Origin of the sequence: Microcoleus vaginatus FACHB-2002 (assembly GCF_040004035.1) — a bacterium.
Taxonomy (GTDB): domain Bacteria; phylum Cyanobacteriota; class Cyanobacteriia; order Cyanobacteriales; family Microcoleaceae; genus Microcoleus; species Microcoleus vaginatus_C.
Genome location: NZ_JAMPLN010000042.1, coordinates 11,574 through 30,014 on the forward strand (window position 1 = coordinate 11,574; position 18,441 = coordinate 30,014).

General features: G+C 45.6%; 10 protein-coding genes. 6 read left to right on the plus strand and 4 right to left on the minus strand.

The window, feature by feature from the left end; genetic code table 11:
- Positions 1–36 precede the first annotated feature (36 nt).
- The 3 genes from NDI35_RS25230 to NDI35_RS25240 all read right to left on the minus strand — a co-directional run bounded on the left by NDI35_RS25230 (position 37) and on the right by NDI35_RS25240 (position 7,765).
- On the minus strand, positions 37–5,589 hold the full coding sequence (locus NDI35_RS25230) for a trifunctional serine/threonine-protein kinase/ATP-binding protein/sensor histidine kinase (RefSeq protein WP_445315115.1): 5,553 nt from the start codon (positions 5,587–5,589) through the stop codon (positions 37–39).
- Positions 5,590–5,758: 169 nt separating this feature from the next.
- Positions 5,759–7,261, minus strand: a complete 1,503-nt coding sequence (locus NDI35_RS25235) for a UDP-N-acetylmuramoyl-L-alanyl-D-glutamate--2,6-diaminopimelate ligase (protein ID WP_445315116.1) — start codon at positions 7,259–7,261, stop codon at positions 5,759–5,761.
- 198 nt (positions 7,262–7,459) lie between these two features.
- On the minus strand, positions 7,460–7,765 hold the full coding sequence (locus tag NDI35_RS25240) for a glutaredoxin family protein (RefSeq protein ID WP_445315134.1): 306 nt from the start codon (positions 7,763–7,765) through the stop codon (positions 7,460–7,462).
- A gap of 328 nt (positions 7,766–8,093) precedes the next feature.
- Between NDI35_RS25240 and NDI35_RS25245 the strand changes: the two genes are divergently transcribed.
- The 3 genes from NDI35_RS25245 (at position 8,094) to sbcD (ending at position 11,386) form a co-directional block, all read left to right on the plus strand.
- A complete protein-coding gene (locus NDI35_RS25245; protein ID WP_445315117.1) occupies positions 8,094–9,371 on the plus strand; it encodes an ATP-dependent DNA ligase in 1,278 nt (425 codons plus the stop codon).
- A gap of 88 nt (positions 9,372–9,459) precedes the next feature.
- Positions 9,460–10,035 carry a Uma2 family endonuclease gene (locus tag NDI35_RS25250; protein WP_445315118.1) on the plus strand — a complete coding sequence of 192 codons (576 nt, stop codon included), beginning with the start codon at positions 9,460–9,462 and terminating at the stop codon, positions 10,033–10,035.
- Positions 10,036–10,144: 109 nt separating this feature from the next.
- On the plus strand, positions 10,145–11,386 hold the full coding sequence (gene sbcD / locus NDI35_RS25255; RefSeq protein WP_445315119.1) for an exonuclease subunit SbcD: 1,242 nt from the start codon (positions 10,145–10,147) through the stop codon (positions 11,384–11,386).
- Between the two features lie 84 nt (positions 11,387–11,470).
- Here sbcD and fmt read toward each other — a convergent pair whose 3' ends face one another.
- On the minus strand, positions 11,471–12,469 hold the full coding sequence (gene fmt, locus NDI35_RS25260) for a methionyl-tRNA formyltransferase (protein WP_445315120.1): 999 nt from the start codon (positions 12,467–12,469) through the stop codon (positions 11,471–11,473).
- A 421-nt stretch (positions 12,470–12,890) separates the two neighbouring features.
- Here fmt and NDI35_RS25265 point away from each other — a divergent pair, with 421 nt between their 5' ends.
- The 3 genes from NDI35_RS25265 (at position 12,891) to NDI35_RS25275 (ending at position 18,336) form a co-directional block, all read left to right on the plus strand.
- On the plus strand, positions 12,891–13,841 hold the full coding sequence (locus NDI35_RS25265; RefSeq protein ID WP_445315121.1) for an RsmB/NOP family class I SAM-dependent RNA methyltransferase: 951 nt from the start codon (positions 12,891–12,893) through the stop codon (positions 13,839–13,841).
- Positions 13,842–13,906: 65 nt separating this feature from the next.
- Positions 13,907–15,247 (plus strand): ABC transporter substrate-binding protein, encoded by a 1,341-nt coding sequence (locus NDI35_RS25270; RefSeq protein WP_445315122.1) that lies wholly within the window; start codon positions 13,907–13,909, stop codon positions 15,245–15,247.
- A 572-nt stretch (positions 15,248–15,819) separates the two neighbouring features.
- Positions 15,820–18,336, plus strand: a complete 2,517-nt coding sequence (locus tag NDI35_RS25275) for a sensor histidine kinase (protein WP_445315123.1) — start codon at positions 15,820–15,822, stop codon at positions 18,334–18,336.
- The last annotated feature ends 105 nt before the right edge of the window (positions 18,337–18,441 follow it).

Sequence of the window (18,441 nt, forward strand, 5' to 3'; positions counted from 1 at the left end):
GTCAACAACGGACAACTAACAAGGGACAACTAATCTTTAATCTATTAAAATCTCAATGACAAACTCCGTTCCTTCTCCCGGTGTAGAAAAACAACTCAGTTTTCCGCCGTGTTTTTCTTCTACAATTTGACGTGCGATCGCCAGTCCTAACCCAGTGCCTTTGCCCACATCTTTAGTGGTAAATAGATGGTCGAAGATACGATTTTTTACCTCTTCTGACATTCCTTTTCCGTTATCGGCGATGGAAATTTTTACCTTTTCATTTTCTAGTTTTGTCCGAATAGTGATGCGATTGGGATGGGCTTGAATTTCCACAAAACTCCGTCCTTGATTCGATTCTTCTAAGGCATCGATCGCATTTGCTAACAAATTCATAAATACCTGGTTTAATTGTCCCAAATAACATTTTACTTGGGGAATTTTGCCGTACTCTTTAATGATTTTAATTTCAGGATGCTTGTCGTTCGCTTTCAGGCGATGGTGTAAAATCATCAAAGTGCTATTGAGGCCTTCGTGGATATTGGCCTCAACTTTATGTGCCGTATCGGCGCGAGAAAAAGTGCGGAGGGAGGTGCTGATGTTTTTGATGCGCTCGCATCCTATTTTCATGGAACTCAACATTTTGGGTAAATCTTCTACTAGATAATCTAAATCTATTTCCTCTGCTTTCTTAATCAATTCTGCCTCCGATGGAGGGAACTTTTCTTGATAGAGGCGCAAATAATCAATTAAGTCTTGGACTCCAGCATGAGCTTCATTAATGTTCCCGGCAATGAAACCAACGGGGTTGTTGATTTCATGGGCGACCCCTGCCACTAGATTACCTAATGCTGACATCTTTTCACTTTGGATCATTTGCATCTGAGTTTGCTGAAGTTCATTCAGGGTCTGGTGCACTTGGTGATAGAGACGGGCATTCTCCAGAGCGATCGCCGCTTGACTAGAGAGAAAATTCAGCACTAGGAGGCGATCGCGACTAAACACCCCACTTGTTATCCGATTTTCTAGATACAAAATGCCGACCAAATTCCCCTGATTGAGAATTGGCAAACCCAGCAAACTCTCTGGTTGGTGGTGCTCTAAATAATCGTCAATCACAGGCAAATCTGTTTTGGCGTGATCGATGACAACTGCTGCTAGAGTGTTTTTGACATACTGGATTAATTTAACAGGAACGGTGGGATTATTCTCTAAAGGTTCCGTTTGCAGGCTAATGTTTTCCCACGTAGCTATCGCCCGCACTTGCCATTGTTGATCTTGGCAGAGCATCAGTGCACAGCGATCGGCTCCCGAGTTTTGTAACATGGTTTGGGTCACAATTTGCAGCAACTCATTCAGGTCGATCGTGCTGGAGATCATTTGGGAGATTTGCAGCAGGGTCGTAAAATCTAGCGCATGGTTGATCGAGGTGCTTGAGGTAGTGTGGTGGGTGCCCGAATGAATAGAGTAGGTGGGATTGGTGAGGGTGGATAGGGTTTCTAAAATAGTGAGGGGTTGACCGGACTGTTGTAAGATGGGGCGCAGCAGATGGGGATAACGTTTTTCTAGGTCATCGGTTTTGGCTTTTGCTCCCCAGCGGGCGTAACAATAGTAGGCTTCCTGCATATAGCCTGCAGCGACTTTTTCTTTGCCCCAGTCCAGGTAGAATTTAGCTGCGAGTTCGTGGGCGAGGGCTTCTTCGTTGAGGAATTGGTTTTCTTTAGCGAGTTGAATGGCGCGATCGTACAACTCAGCAGCCGGCCATTTTTCTTCAGCAACACGAGCCATCTCCGCCTCTAAAAGCAGAAATTTGGACAGACAGTTTTCAGGACAGTTGTGAGCCCAGATTTGAAGTTGTTGCCGATTATTCTGAACAACTTCTTGATAATCTTTTGGTTGTTTTTCCGGTGCTTCCCCATAAAGTTGCAAGACAGTCAAAGACTGATAAAAACAATGCAGAACACGTTGAAATTGTCCATAAAGTGTATTAGAAAACTCTGCTGCCGCTACTAACATTTCATAAGCTTTAGCATACTCACCATAGGTAAAAAACAAAAAGGCTTTAGCGAAATAGTAAGTGCTACTGCCATAGCCATAACCAATTTCATTGAACGTTGCTAGCGCCGACTCTTCATCAAATGTTTCAGAGCTAAGGCTATACTTCCCTATCGTTAGCCCTTGCAAATTCTCTAGGAGCTTGCACTGAAGAATTAGGGCAAATGCTGTCGTAATCTCAGTCCGTTCCGCAAAGCTGATGTACTTTTCATGTCGAGCCAGCAAACTGTGAATATCGCTTGAGACGATCGCCTGCTGCCAGAAACTGAACAGAGCACTGTGATGACACCAAGAAAAATCCCCTACCTCCATTGCCCCCTGATAAGCAGCTTGTTGCAGAACAAGATTGGAACTAACGTGCTTGCGCCAATGGTTGATAAAGTTGCCGAACGACATATAAATTTTGCCATTCAGGGTGGTGTTATGAAATTTTTCATTCACCTTCAACCCTAAAAGTCCAAACTCATAGCCCAATTCATAGTCTTGAAAGCGTTGGCAGAGAATTGTTCCATACCAAACATAAACAAAACCCGCCACATTTGTATTCCCGTATTGCAAACAGAGATTGGTCATGTGTAACACAACCAACACTAACAACTCCTGATTAATTAGGTAAGTGGGCGGTACCATGTTCATTAGTAGTTTGATCAGCATCTGGCGTTCTTCATCGACAATGAGTGGCGCGTCGATTAGTCCTGCAACTGCGCGCTGATTTAAGGTTTTTTTAACTTCCCGAGCCATCCCTTCTAACTCTGCTTCACTTGGCATAATTGCTAGTTCTAAGCCTAACAGTTTCAGCCCTTCTATTCCTACCTGAATCGCCTTTTGATACAAAGCCTTATTTTGATAATGAGTTAGCTGAATTGCAATAATTTTGGTTCGATCTAGACTAAATTTTGCCGAATGAAAGGCGATTTTTATCAACTTTTCTGCTTTTTCAAAATTACCTGCCAAAAATTCAGACTCAACGCTTTCTAAATACATTGTAAATGTTAATTTATAGGCAGATTTCCATTTATTTTTGGGCAGGAAACTTAAACCGAAAGCGAGATATTTGGTCGCCGATTCATAAGCCGTTGAGAGTTTGGCTCTCTGCCCTGCAAAAAGGCTAATTTTAGCGAGCTTGGTGCGTTCTTCTTGCTGGGTTATTAGCTCCGATCCAATGATAAAATGATTAATAATATCGAACACTTCTTCTCCTCTTTCAACTTCTGAGAAATTCGGCAGAAGTAACTGTCCTATTTTGAGATGGGTGGCTTGCTTTTGGTCATCAGGAATTAATGAATAAGCAGCTTGCTGAACCCGATCGTGGAGAAACTTGTAGTGAGGTAATTGAGCGGCTGTTGTGGGCAATGCGGGACTGGTTGTCCGCTCTTCTTTTCCTATATAAAACTTGTAAATTTCACTCGTTGGTAAGATGAATCCTTCTTGCAAGGATTTCCACAAATCCGCAGCAGTTTCTTCCGGCGACTTCTCGCTGACTACCGCCAATGTATTCAAATCAAAGTGCGCTCCTATGCACGCAGCCAACTTCAGCACATTCTGAGTTTCTGGTGGCAACTTCTGCAATTGCACCGCCATAAACTCCACTACATCATCGGTGATAGTTAGGGCTTTGACTTTGGCGATATCGCACTGCCACCCTCCTGTTACCCCCCTGTGTCCTCCCCTGATAAGGGGGGATGTTACCCCTTCCTCTCCCCCCTGGGAAAGGGGGGTGGGGTTAAACGCAATCAGTCCATCTTCCTGTAGCGCCCTGAGAAATTGCGTGGCAAAAAATGGATTGCCTTTGGTTTTTTGATAAACTAATTCGGTTAATGGCTGAGCAAGAAGGATCTCGCACGAGAGCGTATCTGCTATCAAATCGTTAATATCGGCTTGACTCAGAGGTTCCAAGGTAATAGTATTTACCGTTACTTGGGATTTTTCCATCTCTGCTACTGCCAACATAAATGGATGAGCAGGAGATACTTCGTTATCTCGATATGCCCCAATTACCAGCAAATTCTGACTATTTTTTTCACTCATCAACACTTGCAAAAGCTTCAGGGATGCTGAATCTGACCATTGCAAATCATCCAAAAAAATCACTAAGGGATGTTCTTTGGTGGCAAAAACAGAGATAAATTTTTGAAATAGTAAATTGAAACGATTTTCGGCGGCACTTCCCGACAGTTCAGAGACAGGCTGTTGTTTCCCAATAATTCGTTCCAATTCGGGAATTACTTCTACAATAACTTGACCATTTTCGCCAAGAGCTTTGAGAATTGTCCTTTGCCATCGTTTGAGCTGAGCGTCGCTTTCTGAGAGTAATTGATCCATTAAATCTCGGAAGGCTTGCACAAAAGCACTAAAGGGAATGTTGCGTTGAAATTGGTCGTATTTGCCTTTGATAAAATAACCGCGTTGCCGAACTATTGGTTTGTGAATTTCGTTGACTACAGCCGTTTTCCCAATGCCGGAAAATCCGGCAACTAGCATCATTTCGCTGCGGGATAAGTTCGAGTCAGGCCAGTCCTCATTAATCAAGGCGAGGTCTTCTTTTACCTCTTTTCTCTCGGTTCCAGGATCTTCTGGAGAACCAGATTTAGAGGAGGTTGCTACTCGATCGAATGCTGCTAATAAGGCAGCGACTTCGGTTGCTCTGCCGTAGAGTTTTTCGGGTATGATAAAGCGATCGCAAAAATCTCGCCCCCCAATGGCAAAACTCTCAATTTTACCTGTCTCATTGAGTTGCTGCAAACAATTTCTTAAATCGGCTTTCAGCCCTAATGCACTCTGATAGCGAGCTTCGGCATTTTTGGCCATCAATTTGCTGACAATTTCCGAGAGGACAAGGGGTATTTCGGGATTAATTTCACGTACAGATGGCGGGTGCTGGGCAATATGACAGTGGATCAATTCCATCGGATCGCTAGATTGAAATGGCAATTTTCCTGTCAGCAACTCGTAAAAGGTTACACCTAATGAATAAAAGTCTGTGCGGTAGTCAAGGCCGCGATTCATCCTTCCTGTTTGTTCAGGAGATAGATAGCTGAGTGTTCCTTCTATTACGTTAGGACTCATCAGTGTTTGAGTTTCTCGCGGCAGCAAAGATGCAATACTAAAGTCAATGAGTTTGACTTGTTTAGTCTCAGGATTAATCAGAATGTTGGCTGGTTTAATGTCTTTGTGAATAATGCGGTGGCGGTAAAGTATATCTAATGTATTGCTTAGGTCGATCGCAATTTGGAAAAAATCCGCCAGAGATTGCACGGTTTTTCCTTTCCCCGTCCATTCCTTCAGAGAAATTCCCCCGAAGTCTTCCACAATCAGCGCATAGCCGTTGCGGTAGGGTTCCAAGCTGTAGGTTTCGATGATTCCGGGCAAATTCAGGTTTTTGGCGATCGTGTATTGATTGCGAAAATGCAAGAGTTCGCTGAAGCTGGGATACTCGTTTCGCAAGACTTTGATGGCGACCGGTTTTTGGTCCCAGAGGCGAATTCCGCGATAAACTAGGGTGCGAGTGCCTGAATAAATTCGAGCGAGAATTTGATAGCCAGTTAGTTCTATCATAACAATAATTATTTTGCTATAAAAATATTTTGTATTACTATTATAATCTAGTGCAAATCAGATTCTAGCTTCGTATTAATACTTAAAAATACAATAAACTTTACAGCCAGCGAACAGTTAAAAGTTAACAGTTAACCGTTAACTTTTAACTTTTAACTGTTAACCGAATTTACTTAACTGAATTTATTCTGGCTTTCAAAGCATCTCGCGCTTGTTCTCGATCGTCAAAATGGACTTTTTCGGTGCCCAAAATCTGATAATCTTCGTGTCCCTTTCCTGCAATCAACACGCCATCTCCGGGTTTAGCGTCCATAATAGCAGTGCGAATTGCAGCGGCTCGATCGCACAAAACGATCGGCTTTACTGCGGCGGGAATTCCTGCTAAAATATCCTCCAAAATGCGATCGGGATTTTCAGTACGCGGATTGTCGGAAGTAACAACAGCTAAATCGGCTAATTCTGCAACGATTTTACCCATGATCGGCCGCTTAGTGCGATCGCGATCGCCACCGCAGCCAAACACACAAATCATCTGACCCGGAATAAACGGCCGCGACGCCTTCAACAAGTTCTCCAAACTGTCGGGAGTGTGGGCATAATCGACAATAACGCTAATATCTTGGTCGGGACTAATTTGCACCCGTTCCATCCGTCCCGGAACTCCCGAAAACTGAGATAATTTCTCCACAATTGCGGACAAATCTAAACCCAATTCTAAAACAGCACCGACAGCAGCCAACATATTTGATAAATTGAACTGACCGACTAAAGGCAAAGAAAAAGCAGTTTCGCCCTTGGGAGTGTGCAGCATTCCCTTAACTCCATTGGGCTGATACTGCAAATCAAAAGCATACAAATCTGCGGTTTTCAGAACTGTGCTGTAACTCCAAACCTTGTCCGATTTGAGGGTTTCAACTATCCGCTGCCCGTAGGGGTCGTCAATATTAATTACAGCGCGATTTTTGAGGTAATCCGAACCAAATAAAAGCGATTTTGCCTCAAAATAATCCTCCATATCGCGGTGATAATCGAGATGGTCTTGAGTCAAATTTGTAAACACAGCAACTTCAAAACTACACCCCAAAACTCGCTGCTGTGCTAAAGCGTGGGAACTGACTTCCATCACGCCATATTTGCATCCGGCGACTACAGCTTCTGCTAACTGCTTTTGCAGGTCAACTGCAAAAGGTGTGGTGTAAAGTGCAGTTTGTTGGAAGCCCGGCCAGCGAGTATAAAGCGTACCAAAAATCGCCGTAGGCAACTGCATTTCATTAAGCAAAAATTCGATTAAATGAGTTGTTGTAGTTTTGCCATTAGTCCCGGTAACGCCGACAAGTTTTAATTTGCTAGCTGGATTGCCGTAAAAAGCAGTTGCTATTTGACCGCAAACTTGAGCCATATCGGCTGCTGCGATGACGCAAGTACCCCCGTCTTCCGAAGGTGTTTTCTCGGCTGCTTGGGTGGAAATTATGGCGGCAAGTGCACCAGATTCGATCGCACTTTGCCAAAAATCTCCCCCATCAACCCGAGTTCCCGGCATTCCCAAAAACAAATCGCCCGCCTGACAAGCGTGGGAATTAGTGGATAAACCCTTGACTTCGGCATCGAGGGCGGGATGTTGCGCGTCAAAGGAAATGCTGGGAACTGCTGCTAATAATTCTCTCAATTTCATCTGAAAAACTCCTCGCTTGAATGTCTTGAATATGACTGGCGGAACACATTGTTTGAGCCACAATCTACAGGTTTTTGCTGTGCGCGGTGCAAACCCTAGGTTTTTTTATGCGCGGTGTAAAACCTATCGGCCTAGATTAAGCTGCACACCGAGCACCCCGAGGTCAGGATTAAAACCTGAGTTTTTGGGTAAATCGTATTATTGTGACCGATCGATTTGCAAATATTTCTGTAACATTTGCTCCAATTGGGCAACACTACAGCGGGGAGAAGGACGGGGTAACAGTTCTTCAGCGGAGAATGCAGCCTCGCCAGCAGAATTTATTGGCTGGGGCTGCACTTTAAACAAAACTGGAACTTCGTACTGATAAGCTTGAAACCAGTCATCGCGTTCGGTAATATCTCTGACTTCGAGTTGAAACTTCAGGCTTTCAATCTGTTCGAGTTTTTCTTGCAACCCTTCGCACAAGTGGCATCCGGGTTTGCTGTACAAAATCAATCGCATCATAACAGTAAGATTAAACTCGATCTTAAATTCTGAAATGTCCGATCGCCCGTTGGCGAAGTCAACGCGAGTAAGACGCAACTCACGGTTTTATTGGTCGCAATGCGCGATCGAAGTTATCTTAGCATTGGCGACGAACAGATTACCGCGCTTGACTATCTCTTTCTTCTCTTCCTCTGTGCCCTCTGCGCCTCTGCGGTGAAAAAATAAATTTAGTTCACCAATGAAAGAGTTAAATTTATTCACATAACCTAATTGTAAACTCAACCTTGACTAATAAATCAATTTTTAGTATAGTATATAAATAGCCCTACATAAAGGAGGCAGTATGGACTGCACCGAATACGCAGAAGCCAAGCGAAAAGCAGCCAAAAAAATTAGCGCCGACATTCGAGAACGCTGGAACAATCGCATTGTCACGCGAGGATTGCACTTGATGAGAGAAGCGGGGGCAGTGCAGTATTTGGCTGATTATGGGCGCGGCATCGGTACGGCAAAAGTTATTGGTTTTGCACTGTGCGCCGAGTCGGAAGGATACCCGGAAATGGCGATCGGCTTTTGGAAAAGAGCGTTTGAATTGGAAACCGGAGAAAAGCCGATCGCCCTGAATACTCCAAACAAATCTAGCACCAATCTTGCTGCGGCTGCAAAATCAACTACCGCTGCCAACATAGAGACTGTTAATAACCCCGTAGTTCCCGAATTGCCGCCGCATTTGCAGCCGGGAAGGATTGTCACCATGCAGCCGGTGGACGCGCCGAGTGAACGTTCTTATTACATCGAAAATCCCGATTATTGGGGACAGCCAAAACGCGACGGCAATCGAGTAGTGGTCATTGCCACGCAAGATAAAGTATACTACCAATCGCGATCGACTAACCTGCGGCAACAGGCATCGGTTGAAATCGATCGCACATTAATCGACACAGCCGCTAAAATTGGCACCTTTGTTTTAGACGGCGAACTGTATTACAAAAGCTGTACGGGCAGCGAGCACCGCACTGGCGCGCAAGCTGCTACAGTTAATATTGAAAGCGGTTTTCCGACTACTCAGCCCAACGCAATTTATGCTATTTTTAAAAGTTTGTTTTTCAAAGGCAATGATTTAACTCCCGTGGCAGAATCCGAACGAATTGCAGCGGGAGTTGAAGTTGGCGAAATGCTGGCGAATTTATCCCCAGCCTTTGAAGTTGTACCGACATTTCGCACCACCGCCGAAAAACTCGTCCTGGCAAATCAGCAGGAATCTGAAAATAAAGAAGGCGAAGTTTGGGTGTTGCACAACTGTCACTATGTCGGCGGCAAAGATGTTAAGAAATATCCGATGGTGAGAACTAAATACTGTCAAGAACACGATTTGTTTATTGTGGGTTTGACGGCGACAAAAGTTGCGGGTCGGCCGTTTAGCGCCGTCAAAGTAGCGCAAGAAATTGATGGCAAATTAGTCCCAGTAGGAACCGTGGGAACCGGGTTTAGCGGGGAGGAAATGCAGGAAATTGCCCGACTCTACGAGGCTAACCCCAAAAGTGTCAAAATTAAAGTGCGATCGCAGGGTTTGACGGAAAGCGGCAAACTGTGGCACGCCAGATTTCTGGAGTTTTGTTAAATTTGTAGGGAAACGGCAGTGCCGTTTCCCAGCCGGGTATGCCATTATTAACCAATAGTGGCAAATAAAAATATCGGTAGAAAAATTAATGTTTGTTAGCAAAAATAATTTCTACATCTCTCCAGAAGAGTACCTAGAAGGCGAACGAGTAAGCCCCATCAAACACGAATATAGACGCGGACACGTTTATTCAATGACGGGGGCAAAAAAGCCTCACATTATTATTAGTAGTAATTTAGTTCGCCTGCTGGGAAATCATCTGCTGAATACGCCCTGCTTAGTTTTATCATCAGATATAAAAGTCCGACTGGAAGAGGCAAATTGCTATTACTATCCTGATGTAGCGGTGACTTGCGATGAAAGGGATACCTCAACTACTGAAGATTTCATTTTATATCCATCTTTAGTTGTTGAGGTATTGTCGCCCTCAACAGCAGCTTTCGACAGAGGCAATAAATTTGCCGATTACCAAACTTCTCCGAGTTTGCAAGAATACGTACTCATCACTCAATCTGAGATTAAAATTGAGTGTTTTCGACTCAATGCTGAGGGAAATTGGGTTTCTCAGACTTACCGACAAGGAGATAGAGTAGAATTGGTTAGTGCGAATTTTAGTTGTGCAATTAGCGAAATTTATCAAAAAGTACCCGGCCTCATATTGTGATGTATGAAAAAAAACTTTCTTTGGTTCGCAGCCAGGAATGCAAGTTTTTCTTCTGAGGACTGAAGTCCTCACTAGGAACCGAAACGATAGCTAACAAATAGAAAAAACAATGATTAAAATCTTACACCTTTCAGACATTCACATGGGCAGCGGCTTTTCTCACGGCCGGATTAATCCAGAAACCGGTTTAAATACGCGGCTGGAAGACTTCGCGGCGACGCTGAGCAAATGTATGGATAGAGCAATTTCTGAACCCGTAGATTTAGTCATATTCGGGGGGGATGCTTTCCCGGATTCGACGCCTCCACCGTTTGTAAAAGAGGCTTTTGCTTGCCAATTCAGCCGTTTGGTAGACGCGCAAATTCCCACGGTTTTGCTAGTAGGAAATCACGACCAACATTCTCAGGGACAAGGCGGCGCGAGTTTGGGGATTTATCGGACTTTGGGAATACCTAAGTTTATTGTAGGCGATCGCCTGGACACTCACCTCATTCAAACCCGCAGCGGGCCCGTACAGGTGGTAACATTACCTTGGTTGACTCGATCGACCTTAATGACACGTTCCGAGACTGAAAGCCTGTCTATGGGCGATGTTAACCAATTATTAACCGAAAAACTGACGATCGCAATGGAAGGCGAAATCCGCCGCCTCAACCCCGACATACCAACCGTACTTTTAGCGCACTTAATGGCAGATAAAGCAAGTCTGGGCGCCGAACGTTTTTTAGCAGTTGGCAAAGGTTTTAACATACCCGTTTCCATGCTAACTCGCCCTTGTTTTGATTACGTTGCTCTCGGTCACGTTCACAAACACCAAAACCTCAACCCTTCCAACAATCCGCCCGTAATTTATCCCGGAAGTATTGAACGAGTTGACTTTAGTGAAGAGAAAGAAGATAAAGGTTTTGTGTTAGTTAATTTGGAACGGGGGAAAGCAGAGTGGGAATTTTGCGCTTTGCCAGTGCGGGTGTTTCAGACGATTAAAGTGAATGTTTCCGAATCTGAAAACCCGCAAGCCGAGTTAGTTAAAGCTATTGGCAAGAAAGAGATACAAGACGCAGTTGTGAGATTAATTTACCAATTGCGATCGGAACAATTAGATCTCATTGATAACGGAGAATTGCACGCACTTCTCGGCGCAGCGCACAGCTACACCATTCAACCAGAATTAGTCAGTCAGTTAGCACGGCCGCGGTTGCCAGAATTGAATGCTAATAATAGTATAGAACCGTTAGAAGCTTTGAAAACTTATCTGGCAAGTCGCGAAGATTTGAAAGATGTTGCGGAGAGTATGTTAGAGGCGGCACAAGGTTTGTTGGGCAATACGGAAGAAGTTTTGGTGGAATTTTAAGTCAAGAATCGCGCATCTAATTACAGGATTATTTGGCTGCAAAATATTGTAGGGGGGGTATATTGCCCGCCCTAAATATACTATTTAACTCCCAAAAATCTCGCCTACCGCCAACCGAGTTCCGTTGGCAAAATCTACCCCAGACTGCACCTTTTTCCCAGCCAACTGCACCTCCCGCAACAATAATAAACCATCACCGGTTTGGACGATCGCCCCCAACCCCTTCACAACCTTCACAACTTCCCCATTTGCGCCCGACAACTGGGCTAAAACAGGCCATTCGCGTTCCAAAACTCTCAAATCCGCTGGCACTTGCAGCCAATATTCCGGCCCGACGGGCACAGTAGCTATCACCTTCAGAGAATTGTCGCGAAAAGTCGTCGTGCAATCCGGGAAAAAGCCCCTAACTTGATTGTGAAGGGCGATCGCACTTTTCGACCAATCCAGCACATAATCTGCACTCTTAATCATCGGTGCGTAAGTCGCCTCAGCATCATTTTGAACAACAGCTTCAATCTCGTCGTCCCTCAATTTTACCAAAGTTTCCACCAACAAATCTGCCCCTATTTCCGCCAACCTATCCGCCAAAGAATCAGCATTATCCAACAACGAAATACCAGCAAAAGCCTTCAACAGCATCCCCCCAGTATCCATGCCAGCATCCATCAGCATAGTAGTAATTCCTGTTGTCTTCTCCCCGTCAAAAAGACAGCGCTGAATCGGCGCCGCACCGCGATACTTCGGCAAAATTGAACCGTGAACGTTAACGCAAGCCAAACTAGGAATATCAAGTATTTCTTGAGAAAGAATTTGGCCGTAAGCCACCACCACAAACACATCCGCCTCTGCTTCCCGCAACTTAGCAAGCGTTTCCGCATCCTTCTTAATTCGGCGCGGCTGCCAAACCGGGAGACTGTGATTTAAAGCCACATCTTTTACAGGTGAAGGCATCAATTGATTGCCTCTTCCCCGGCGCTTGTCCGGCTGAGTCACCACACCCACAACCTCAAATTCTGGGTGACTTAGCAAACTAGATAAAGTAGGAACAGCAAAATCGGGAGTGCCAAAAAAGACAATTTTCATAGATTGTTCGTTATTAGTAAGTAGTCCTCAGTCATTACTTATTAGTCATCAAGTAGGTAATGGCAAAAAACCATAGTATATTATAGAGACTATTCAGCGCGTAGCAGCTATGATACAAGCGAGTGTATGAGTATTTTCACCCCCCGGACTCATGTAATGTTTATTTGTCACCTCAAATAAGAGTAGTTTGCTCCTAGATTATACACTTCGAGAAGAGTTCCGAGTTGTGCGATCGGCAAAAAGGATCTCGATTGATACTCAGGTGCAGCCCGACTCGAACGATCAAAAGCAATGGGTTTGATAGACGCAACAACCTTTGCATCCATTCTTCCCAAGTTAACTATAACTGTTCTACACTAATAATTATCATCTAATCTACCTTGGTTACTGGGAATCTCAATCTTATCATATCTACTCGAACATGGAAAAACCGTCGAATCTCCTGCTTAAACTCAGCCGCAGCTTATTTGCCGACACCGCCGAACAAGAAAAGTTTATTCATGCCGTCACCAATCCCCAAGCTTTTAATCCTGCTATCTTGTGGGTGCAACCAAAACCAACAGAAAACCCATTTAATCTCGAAATTCCAGTTTCTTGGCAACCAGAATTTGTAGATAGACTGGTCTTAGAATCCCAGCCGGGAAAACATTCCTTACATCAAGCAGGACATTACTACTGTCTAGACTTTTCCTCAATCTTTGCCGCCTCCACATTGTTAACAATACCGCAGCCAATCAAACTAATCTTAGATATGTGCGCCGCCCCCGGAGGAAAAAGTATATTTGCCTGGAAAACATTAAACCCCGAATTGCTGGTGTGCAACGAAGTCATAGGCAAACGCATGGGAATGCTTATATCTAATTTAAAACGCTGCCAAATTAAACCATCCGCCGCCGCCAACGTCGATTCAAAAATACTTGCCGAAAAAATCCCACAAACTGCTAATTTAGTAATAGTAGATGCTCCTTGTACTGGTCAATCACTTTTAGCAAAAGGAGAAAAAGCACCCGGCTGCTTTCATCATGTCACCATCAACAGCAATGCCAACCGCCAAAAAAGAATTTTAGCCAATTCTGCTAAAATTGTAGCGCCGCAAGGTTATCTTGCCTACATGACCTGCACTTATTCAACCGCAGAAAATGAACAAGTCAGCGAATGGCTGTTAAGCAAATTCCCCGAATTTGGGCCAGTCACTGTTCCTCATTTAGAAAAATATCGATCGCACCTGACAGAAATTCCTTGCTATCGGATGTGGCCGCAAGATAGACTAGGAGCAGGAGCTTTCACCGTTTTGTTTCAAAACACCTCGGATGGAGAGAGAAATCAGCTACCAGCAGATTTTCTAGATTTAGCTCGTTTTACCAACATCTAACTATCCGCGTCCATCCGCGTGCATCTGCGGTTAAAAAAATATTCTTCCATTAATCCAACTAACAAATGATTTTATCCAAATTATCCCAAGCAATTAAAATACCTCTCAAACTAGCGGTCTGCATTTTAATTACCTTAAATCTGCTAATATTAAGCGGCTGTCAAAACAGCACAACACCCGCATCCAAAAAGGGCGAGCCGATCGAACTCACACTGTGGCACGGCATCAATCCTCCGCCCAATCGCGACGTATTTCAAACCTTAACAGACAAATTCAACAAAACCCATCCCAACATCCAGATCAAACCAGTTTACATCGGCCAGCCCGACCAACAACTGCCAAAAATACTAACAGCAATAGTTGGAAACGCACCGCCGGATTTGCTGTGGAATGCTGCCACAATTTCAGGAAAACTAGCAGAACTAAACGCAATTGAACCCTTAGAAAACTGGCTCGACAAATCGCCCCGAAAAGCGGAAATCTACCCGGCACTTTTCGAGTCAATGGAACTCGGCGGACACACTTGGTCAGTTCCCCTAGCGACAAATAACGTCGCCATCTTTTACCGTCCCAGCTTATTTGCAGCAGCAGGAATCAAAAAAGTGCCGCAGAATTGGGCGCAATTAAAGCAAACAGCCCGATCGCTCACGCGAGACACCAACGGAGACGGTCGCACAGACCAACACGGCATAGTGCTCCCCCTAGGCAAGGGAGAATGGACAGTATTTACCTGGCTGCCATTCATGTTCAGCGCAGGTGGCGAACTCAAAGGCGAAATACCTCAAAGTCCTATACCCCAAATAGATAATCCCGGTTCTCACGCCGCCTTAGAATTGTGGAGCGACTTGTTAAAAGAAGGTTCAGCAATATTGTCAGCACCCGAACGCGGTTACGAACTCGACAACTTCATCGCCGGGAAAGTCGCCATGCAAATCACCGGGCCGTGGACGCTAGCACAGTTGCAGCAAAGCGCGATCGACTACGGAGCAATGCCTTTACCGATTCTCAAACGCCCCGCAGCGGTCGTAGGGGGTGAAAACCTATTTTTAATGAAAACCTCGCCAGAACGAGAGCGAGCAGCCCTAGTATTCTTAGAATACGTTATAGGTGAAGAATTCCAAACAGCATGGGCATTGGGAACAGGTTATTTACCCATTAACTTAAAATCGAGACAGAGCCAAGCTTATCAAAGCTTTGTGGAAAAAAACCCTGTTTTGCAAGTATTTTTAGAACAAATGAACTCAGCCAGAGCGCGACCCATTATATCAGGTTACTCCCGCCTCTCAGAAAACCTCGGTCGCGCCATAGAGGCAACCCTTCTGGGCCGCAACTCCCAAGATGCCCTTAAAGAATCTCAAGAGCGTTTGACACTCACCTTAGATATTGCAACAGCCAAAGAGAAATAGACAAGAAAAAATATTTTTATTAGCTGTAAATTATCCGCTTTCACTGTCTTCGAGCGAAAGACTTAAAGCCTCGATTGATTGGTGAAAAATCTAGTGAAAATCATTATCGCCTGCACTTCTAATCAAAAACCCTGTTGATTGCCCCAAATTTACCTAAAAACAGAGATTTTACGTAGCTGTTATTGATATTTTAGGTATTTTAGGTATTTTAGGTATTATTGAACATGGTGCAAGATGTTAGGGTGAATTGAGTTACGATCGCCCGACACAAAAAGACACCCGCTGTCGCTCGGTAATAAATTTTTAACAAAAACCAAAAAATTACAAACCAATTGCTTAGCCATTAGAGATATATTTACAAAAAAGCCATACTCCCGAAATTCATGGGCAGATTTGATCGAACAAAAAAACCGCTCCCTCAACGGCACCACAAAAAGTTAGCTCAAAAGCTTCTCCCAGTACCTACCACCCATGACCTACCATCACCTAATAGAAACATTTTCTCTACCCTCTGCCTGTCCCGTGCCACCTACTGAGACCCCAACAACCGTCCACCTTTTCCCCAAACGACCATGCAGACAAAGTTCCTTAATGCAATCAAAGGACATTCCTGGCGGTACTTCCTCGCAGTAGGCGCGATCGCCCTGGTCTACTATTGGGCGTCGCAATTCGCCATTTCCACCCTCACCCTCAGTTCAGAAATTTACCCGATGTGGCCAGCAGCAGGAATTGCCCAAGTCGCCCTGCTGCTGTTTGGGCGACAACTGTGGCCGGGAATCGCGATCGGAGGCTTCCTGTTCAGCATGAGCGTACCGACGGCCAACATCGGCCCGGCATTAATCTCGGCCGGCGCCAGAACCCTGCAAGCGTGGACGGGAACTTATCTGCTACAGCGCATGAACTTTAACGCCGGGCTCGATCGGCTCAAAGACGTTTTAGGAATAGTCGGACTAGCAGCGTTGGGCTCTACTCTAATCAACTCCACCATCGGCAGCATCCTCGTATGCCTGACCGGTTTATCTAGCTGGAGCAATTTTGGCACGATTTGGGGGACTTGGTGGGTGGGAGACGCTATGGGAATTGTGCTCGTCGCCCCGCTGCTGTTGACGTGGCAACAAATGCCCAAAGTCCCCACCCATCGTCGCAAACAGATAGCTGAACGAGCGATTTGGCTGCTGCTGCTACTAGCAGTCGGGTGGCTCGTCTTTTGCTCCCGCACCCGCGCCGCCTACGCCCGCTATCCGCTCGAATACTTACCATTTCCCCTAGTAGTTTGGGCTGCCTTTCGATTCGGTCAGCGCTACACCGCCCTCTCCAACTTCATCCTCTGCGGCTTCGCCATCTGGGGCATAGCCCGAGGCAGCGGCCCCTTCCTCAAACACGCCAGCAGTATCCCCCAAGCACTGTTATCCCTGCAAGCCTTCATCGCCGTCATCGCCGTCACCGGCTTAGTCTTAGCTGCCACCGTCGCCGAACGCCACCAAGCAGAAGTCTCCCTGCGCGCCAGCGAAGCCAGCCTCGCTAACGCCCAGCGCATCGCCCAGCTAGGCAACTGGGACTTAGACCGCAACGCCCAGCAATTGCGGTGGTCAGAGGAAATTTACCGCATCCTGGGACAGCAACCGGGAAGTTTTGAACCCAGCCTGGAAGCCTTCTTGGAATACGTGCACCCTGAAGACAGAGAATTAGTCAAAACCTCGATCGAAGCCGCTTTATTTCAGCAACAGCCTTACAGCATCGACTACAGGCTCATACTCCCCGACGGTAGCAACCGCACAGTCTACGAACAAGCCGATGTCACCTCCCTCTACATCACCAGCACCGTCCAAGACATCACAGACAGAAAGCAAGCCGAAGCTGCCCTGCGTTCTTCAGAAGAAAGATTTTCCAAGGCCTTTCACGCCTCCCCAGTCGGGATCAGCATCTGCACCCTCACAGACGGATGCTTCCTCGATGCCAACGAAAGCTTTTTGCGCTCATTAGGCTGGTTGCGGCACGAATTTATCGGCCGCACTCCCAGCGACTTAGGAATGTTGGTCAATTCAGAAGACGGGGGGCGACTCGCCCAGATTTTGCAATCACAAAATTCGCTCAGCAACCAAGAAATCAAAATTCGCACCAAAGCCGGCGAAGTGCGCGACTGGCTGCTGTCAGTGGAACTCATCCACCTCGGCAGCACTCAGTGCGTTTTAATCATGACCACCGACATCACCGAACGCTTGCGTTCCGAAGAATTCCGCCGGGCCGCATTAGCCGCCGAAGCTGCAAATAGATCCAAAAGCATTTTTCTCGCCAACATGAGTCACGAACTCAGAACCCCCCTCAACGCCATCATCGGCTACAGCGAGATCCTGCAAGAAGACGCGCGAGACCTTGGTGCCGAAGAGTTCATCGACGACCTCCAGAGAATTAACACGGCCGGCCAACACCTACTAGCGCTGATTAAAGATATTCTCGACTTGACCAAAATAGAAGCAGGCCGCATCGACTTCGACCTCGAAACCTTCACCATTTCAACTCTGGTTGAGGAAGTAGTTGCGACGATCAAGCCGACGGCAGACAAAAATAGCAATATCCTAGAAATACAATGCCCCGAGGATATTGGCTCGATGCAGACCGACTTGACTAAACTCCGGCAGTCTCTGCTCAACCTCCTCAGCAATGCCGCGAAATTTACTTGCTCCGGCGCGATTACCTTCGCCGTTACCCGATCCGTCGAAATCCCCGCCGACGCTGCAAACAAAGGCAAAAAACTTGGAGCGTATAGAGGAGGTGGCCAAGCTGAAAATAGCTTGTCTCTGTTATCTTCCGCTCAAGATTGGATCATTTTTACGGTCAAAGATACCGGCATTGGCATGAGTCCCGAACAGTTAGCCAAAATCTTTGAGCCTTTCACCCAAGCCGATTCTTCAACTACTAAGAAGTACGGTGGCACTGGTTTGGGGCTGACGATTACTAAGAAATTCTGCGAAATGATGGGCGGAGACATTACTGCATTCAGCGAGGTGGACAAAGGTTCTACTTTTACAATTCGGCTGCCAGCTATTTTCACCGACCTTTCAATCTCAACCGAAAAGTCTAACGAATAATATTTTTTTGACAGTTATTTTCGATTACTGCCAATTTTCTTTTCCTCCGCTAGTTGCTGATTATTGCACTAGCAGTTAGGGAGATATTGCACATAATTTATCACC

What these genes read in the sequence shown, in the direction of transcription:
- fmt (WP_445315120.1), bottom strand. Translation starts at nt 12,469, where the DNA reads ATGAAAATTGTCTTTTTTGGCACTCCCGATTTTGCTGTTCCTACTTTA.
- NDI35_RS25250 (WP_445315118.1), top strand. Translation starts at nt 9,460, where the DNA reads ATGTTTGTTAGCAAAAATAATTTCTACATCTCTCCAGAAGAGTACCTA.
- sbcD (WP_445315119.1), top strand. Translation starts at nt 10,145, where the DNA reads ATGATTAAAATCTTACACCTTTCAGACATTCACATGGGCAGCGGCTTT.
- NDI35_RS25265 (WP_445315121.1), top strand. Translation starts at nt 12,891, where the DNA reads ATGGAAAAACCGTCGAATCTCCTGCTTAAACTCAGCCGCAGCTTATTT.
- NDI35_RS25240 (WP_445315134.1), bottom strand. Translation starts at nt 7,765, where the DNA reads ATGCGATTGATTTTGTACAGCAAACCCGGATGCCACTTGTGCGAAGGG.
- NDI35_RS25235 (WP_445315116.1), bottom strand. Translation starts at nt 7,261, where the DNA reads ATGAAATTGAGAGAATTATTAGCAGCAGTTCCCAGCATTTCCTTTGAC.
- NDI35_RS25270 (WP_445315122.1), top strand. Translation starts at nt 13,907, where the DNA reads ATGATTTTATCCAAATTATCCCAAGCAATTAAAATACCTCTCAAACTA.
- NDI35_RS25245 (WP_445315117.1), top strand. Translation starts at nt 8,094, where the DNA reads ATGGACTGCACCGAATACGCAGAAGCCAAGCGAAAAGCAGCCAAAAAA.
- NDI35_RS25275 (WP_445315123.1), top strand. Translation starts at nt 15,820, where the DNA reads ATGCAGACAAAGTTCCTTAATGCAATCAAAGGACATTCCTGGCGGTAC.
- NDI35_RS25230 (WP_445315115.1), bottom strand. Translation starts at nt 5,589, where the DNA reads ATGATAGAACTAACTGGCTATCAAATTCTCGCTCGAATTTATTCAGGC.